This window comes from Mesorhizobium sp. M7A.F.Ca.US.005.03.2.1 (genome assembly GCF_003997795.1).
Lineage (GTDB): Bacteria > Pseudomonadota > Alphaproteobacteria > Rhizobiales > Rhizobiaceae > Mesorhizobium > Mesorhizobium ciceri.
Map to the genome: position 1 here is coordinate 1 of NZ_RZRP01000459.1, position 5,005 is coordinate 5,005.

At 63.3% G+C, this 5,005-nt stretch carries 4 protein-coding genes; all 4 read left to right on the forward strand.

Annotated features, from left to right (window positions below):
* Positions 1–1,410, forward strand: a 1,410-nt coding sequence (locus EN991_RS22930; protein WP_164769313.1) for a sugar ABC transporter ATP-binding protein, incomplete at its 5' end; no start/stop codon positions are given.
* 26 nt (positions 1,411–1,436) lie between these two features.
* The gene (locus EN991_RS22935; RefSeq protein WP_013533073.1) at positions 1,437–2,567 is read left to right on the forward strand and encodes an ABC transporter permease; all 1,131 of its coding nucleotides are present in this window, start codon (positions 1,437–1,439) and stop codon (positions 2,565–2,567) included.
* Positions 2,568–2,599: 32 nt separating this feature from the next.
* Positions 2,600–3,547 carry a D-ribose ABC transporter substrate-binding protein gene (locus EN991_RS22940; RefSeq protein ID WP_023756738.1) on the forward strand — a complete coding sequence of 316 codons (948 nt, stop codon included), beginning with the start codon at positions 2,600–2,602 and terminating at the stop codon, positions 3,545–3,547.
* A 96-nt stretch (positions 3,548–3,643) separates the two neighbouring features.
* Positions 3,644–5,005, forward strand: a 1,362-nt coding sequence (locus EN991_RS22945) for an FGGY-family carbohydrate kinase (protein WP_164769315.1), incomplete at its 3' end; no start/stop codon positions are given.

Sequence of the window (5,005 nt, forward strand, 5' to 3'; positions counted from 1 at the left end):
ACGCTGTTCGGAGAGAATGGCGCCGGCAAGTCGACGCTGATGAAGATCCTCTCCGGCGTGGTCACGCCGACATCCGGCGACATCGTGCTCGACGGCAATCTCGTCAGCTTTTCTTCGTCCTCGGACGCGCGCGATCGCGGCATCTCGATCATCCACCAGGAACTCAGCCTGGCGCCCAACCTCAGCGTTCGCGACAACATCTTCATGGGCCGCGAACTGCGCACCAGGACCGGCCTCGACTTCGCCGAGGAGCAACGCCAGGCGCGCGCTCTGATGGCTGATCTCGAAGAGGACATCGATCCGATGACCCTGGTCGAGGATCTGCGCCTCGGCCAACAGCAGATCGTCGAGATCGCCCGGGCACTGTCGGTCGATTCGCGCATCCTCATCATGGACGAGCCGACCTCCGCGCTCAGCGCAACCGAGGTGGAAGTTCTGTTCAAGGTGATCCGCGATCTGACCAGCCGCGGCGTCTCCATCGTCTACATATCGCATCACCTCGAAGAGGCGCTGCAGATCACCGACTATGCCGTTGTCCTGCGCGATGGCGCGATTACCGCGACGGCCGAAGCTCGGGATATCGATCTCGAATGGATCGTGCGCAACATGGTCGGCGAGAATTTCGATCTCGGCTCGCCGCCGACCGGCCATGAATTCGGCGAAGTCGCCCTATCGATCGAGGATGTCAGCGTCGTCGACACTTCGGGCTCAGGTTATTCCGTCGTCGATCACCTGTCGCTGGACGTGCGAGCAGGCGAGATCGTCTGCATCTACGGGCTGATGGGTGCCGGGCGCACGGAATTGCTGGAGGCCGTCGCCGGACGAGTGCCGATGGCGGGCGGGCGGGCGCTGCTGGAAGGCGAGGACGTCTCGGGGCTGAGCATTGCCCAGCGTATCTCCAGAGGGCTTGTGCTGGTCCCCGAGGACCGGCAGCGCGACGGACTGGTGCAGACGATGACCGTCGGTCGTAATCTTTCGCTCGCCAGCATCGAAGCGTTCGCCAGGGGCCTGTTTCTGTCTCGTTCCAGAGAGCGAGAGCTGGTCGAAGACTCGATCCGCAAGGTGACCGTCAAGACCGCTGGCGGCAACGCCATGATCGGATCGCTGTCGGGCGGCAATCAGCAGAAGGTCGTCATCGGCAAGATGCTGACGACCAATCCCAAGGTTATCCTTCTCGACGAGCCGAGCCGCGGCATTGATGTCGGTGCCAAGGCCGAAGTCTTCCGCTTGCTGAGCGAACGCGCTGCGCAGGGCCTTGCCGTCGTCTTCTCGACCTCTGAGGTCAACGAATGCCTCAGCATTGCCCACCGCATCGTCGTCATGCGCCGCGGCAGGATTTCAGCCGAATTCGGCGCCAATGCCACCAAAGAGCAGATCATGGCCGCCTCGGGCGAAGCCGTGGTCGCCTGATCACCAGGAATTTCGGAGCCCACACCATGACCGATGTCAGCCAGGCCAGAAAACAGTCCAGTCCAAGCGCGAGCGAAGGCTTCGATCTCGCCAAGCTGCTGCTCGAGGGCCGCGCTTTCTTTGCCCTGATCGTCATCATCGTCGTGTTCTCGATCCTGTCGCCCTACTACCTCTCGGTGGCGAATTTCCTGACCATGGCCTCGCATGTCGCCATCTTCGGCATCCTCGCGATCGGCATGCTGCTTGTCATCCTCAATGGCGGCATCGACCTGTCGGTGGGGTCGACGCTGGGCTTGGCCGGCGTCGTTGCCGGCTTCCTGATGCAAGGGGTGACGCTGAGCTGGCTGGGCGTCGTTCTCTATCCGCCGGTGTGGGTGGTCGCGGTGCTGGCCTGCATGCTGGGCGCCGTCGTCGGGCTGATCAACGGCGTGCTCATCGCGCGCTTCAAGGTTCCAGCTTTCGTCGCCACCCTCGGCGTCATGTACATGGCGCGCGGCCTGGCGCTGCTGATGACCAGCGGCCTGACCTACAACAATCTCGGCGGCAAGCCGGAGCTCGGAAACACCGGCTTCGATGCGCTTGGCTTCAACCGCTTGTTCGGCGTGCCGACGGGCGTCGTGGTTCTCGTGGTCATCGCGCTCATTGGCAGCATCGTCCTGAACCGCACCGCTTTCGGGCGCTGGCTCTACGCCTCGGGCGGTAATGAACGCGCGGCCGAACTCTCCGGCGTTCCGGTCAAAACAGTGCAGATTTCCGTCTATGTGCTGTCGGGCATCTGCGCCGCCATTGCCGGCCTGATCCTGTCCTCGCAGCTTACATCGGCGGGACCGACCGCCGGCACCACCTACGAACTGACGGCCATTGCGGCCGTCGTCATCGGCGGCGCGGCACTGACCGGCGGCCGCGGCAACATCCGCGGAACCCTGCTCGGTGCCTTCGTCATCGGCTTCCTGTCCGACGGTCTGGTGATCATCGGCATCTCATCCTACTGGCAGACAGTGTTCACCGGCGCGGTCATCGTGCTCGCCGTGCTCCTCAATGCCGTTCAGTATCGCCGCCGCAGCAAGCTCCCAAGCGCGACAGGTGGCCAACCGACTTCTCAGAAACGGGGGAAGGCCGAACCGGCCAATCCTGCCCAAGGGAAGACTGCCAGGTGAACTGGCAGCAACACCGCGTAATCATTGGAGGAATGTACATGAAAACCATGCTGAAAAGTCTGCTCGCGGCCGCGATGGTCGTTGGGTTCACGGCCGCCGCGTCAGCCGCGGGCCTGATCTCGATCATCGTCAACGATCCGGCCAATCCCTACTGGCTGACCGAGGGCAACGTCGCCAAGGCCGAGGCCGAGAAGCTTGGCTATACGGCCAATGTCGGCGCCCACAAGGGCGATACCAATACCGAAAGCAATTTGATCGACACCGCCATCACCAACAAGTCGGTGGCGATCATTCTCGATCCGGCCAACGCCGACGGCTCTGTCGGTGCGGTGAAGAAGGCGATTGCAGCCAACATCCCGGTGTTCCTTGTCAATGCCGAGATCAACCAGGAAGGCCTCGCCAAGGGGCAGCTCGTTTCCAACAACGCGCAGGGCGCTGCTCTCGGTGCCCAGCAGTGGGTGCAGGCCGTCGGTGAAAAGGGCAAATATGTCGAACTGCTCGGCGCCCCGTCGGACAACAATGCCGCCACGCGCTCGAACGGTTACGCGACTGTGCTGAGCCAGTACCCGGATCTCGAAAAGGCTGCTTCGCAGGTCGCCAACTGGGATCGTACCCAGGGCCACGACAAGATGCAGAGCATGCTGCAAGCCAATCCCGACATCATCGCCGTGATCAGCGGCAATGATGAAATGGCTCTCGGCGCGGTTGCGGCGCTGAAGGAAGCTGGCAAGCTCGCCGGCATCAAGGTCGGTGGCTTCGACGGCTCCCCGGACGCGGTTGCGGCGATCAAGTCCGGTGAACTGCAGTACACCGTGCTTCAGCCGGTCGCCATCTTCTCGGCCAAGGCCGTGCAGCAGGCGGACTCGTTTATCAAGACGGGTGCCACCGGTGCGGCGACCGAGAAGCAGCTGTTCGATTGCCTTCTCATCACCAAGGACAATGTCGACAAGTACACCGCACCCTTCGTGCTGTCTGAGTAATACCTGCACAGGGGGTGTCCTTGCGGACACCCCCTGCCTCTTCTACGAAATGACTGCCCTCGTGAACTGCCTTCGCAACCAATCGGAATTTGCGGCATGAAAGACCTGCTGATCGGCATCGACGCGGGAACGTCGGTGATCAAATCGATCGCTTTCGATCTGTCCGGGCGGCAGCTCGCCATGACGTCGGTGCCCAATAGCTTCGTCACGCTGGAAGGCGGCGGCGCCGAGCAGGACCTCGACCAGACTTGGCGCGACATGGCGCGGACCGTTCGCGATCTCGCGGCCAAGATTCCCGACCTCGCGCAACGAATCGCGGCGGTGGCCATCACCGGGCAAGGCGACGGAACCTGGCTGATCGATAGCGACGGCATGCCTGTCTCGCGCGCCTGGCTGTGGCTCGATGCCCGCGCCGGACATTTGGTGGACGAGATGCGCGCCGATCCCCGGGATCGCAGGCGGTTCGAACTGACCGGCACGGGGCTGAATTCCTGCCAGCAAGGCGCCCAGCTTGCCTTCATGAAAAAGAATCATCCCGACATGCTGGAGCGGGCGGCCACCGCACTGCATTGCAAGGATTGGCTCTACTTCAAGATGACGGGCGAACGCGCCACCGATCCCTCCGAGGGAACCTTCACCTTCGGCGATTTTCGGTCGCGCACCTATTCCGACGAAGCCCTCGACATCCTGGATCTGACGACGCATCGCCGCCTGTTGCCTCCCATGCTCGAAGGCACCACCGACCATCATCCGCTATCGCGATCGGCGGCGGCGGAGACCGGCCTGCTCGAAGGCACGCCGGTGGTGCTGGGCTACGTCGACATGGTCATGACGGCGCTCGGAGCCGGCCTCTATGATCCCTCGGGCAATGTCGGCTGCACGGTCATCGGCTCGACCGGCATACACACGCGCTTCGCAGCCACTCCCGACGATGTCGTGCTGAACGCAGATGGCTCCGGCTACACGATCGCCATGCCTATTCCGGGCGCCTTTGCACAATTGCAATCCAACATGGCGGCGACGCTCAACATAGACTGGGTGCTTGGCCTTGCGCGCGACGTGCTCGCCACGGCTGGCGGCAAACCTTCTCATGACGAGTTGCTGAAGGCCCTCGACGCTTGGATGGAAGCATCGGAGCCGGGATCGCTGATCTACCAGCCTTACATATCGCTAGCCGGCGAAAGAGGGCCGTTCGTCGACCCTGACGCACGCGCCGGCTTCATCGGCCTTTCGGTCAAGCATGGCTTTGGCGATCTGGCACGCGGCGTGCTCGAGGGGTTGGCCTTCGCCGCTCGCGATTGCTACCAGGCGATGGGCGCCGTGCCGAGTGAGATCCGCCTGTCGGGCGGCGCAGCGCGCAGTCCGTCTCTACGTCGCATCGTCGCGGCGGCGACAAGGGCGCAGGTGCGCACCAGCAGCCGCCAGGAAGCCGGCGCGGCGGGCGCCGCGATGAAGGCC

Coding starts and splice junctions, on each gene's coding strand:
- EN991_RS22935 (WP_013533073.1), top strand. CDS start 1,437: ATGACCGATGTCAGCCAGGCCAGAAAACAGTCCAGTCCAAGCGCGAGC.
- EN991_RS22940 (WP_023756738.1), top strand. CDS start 2,600: ATGTACATGAAAACCATGCTGAAAAGTCTGCTCGCGGCCGCGATGGTC.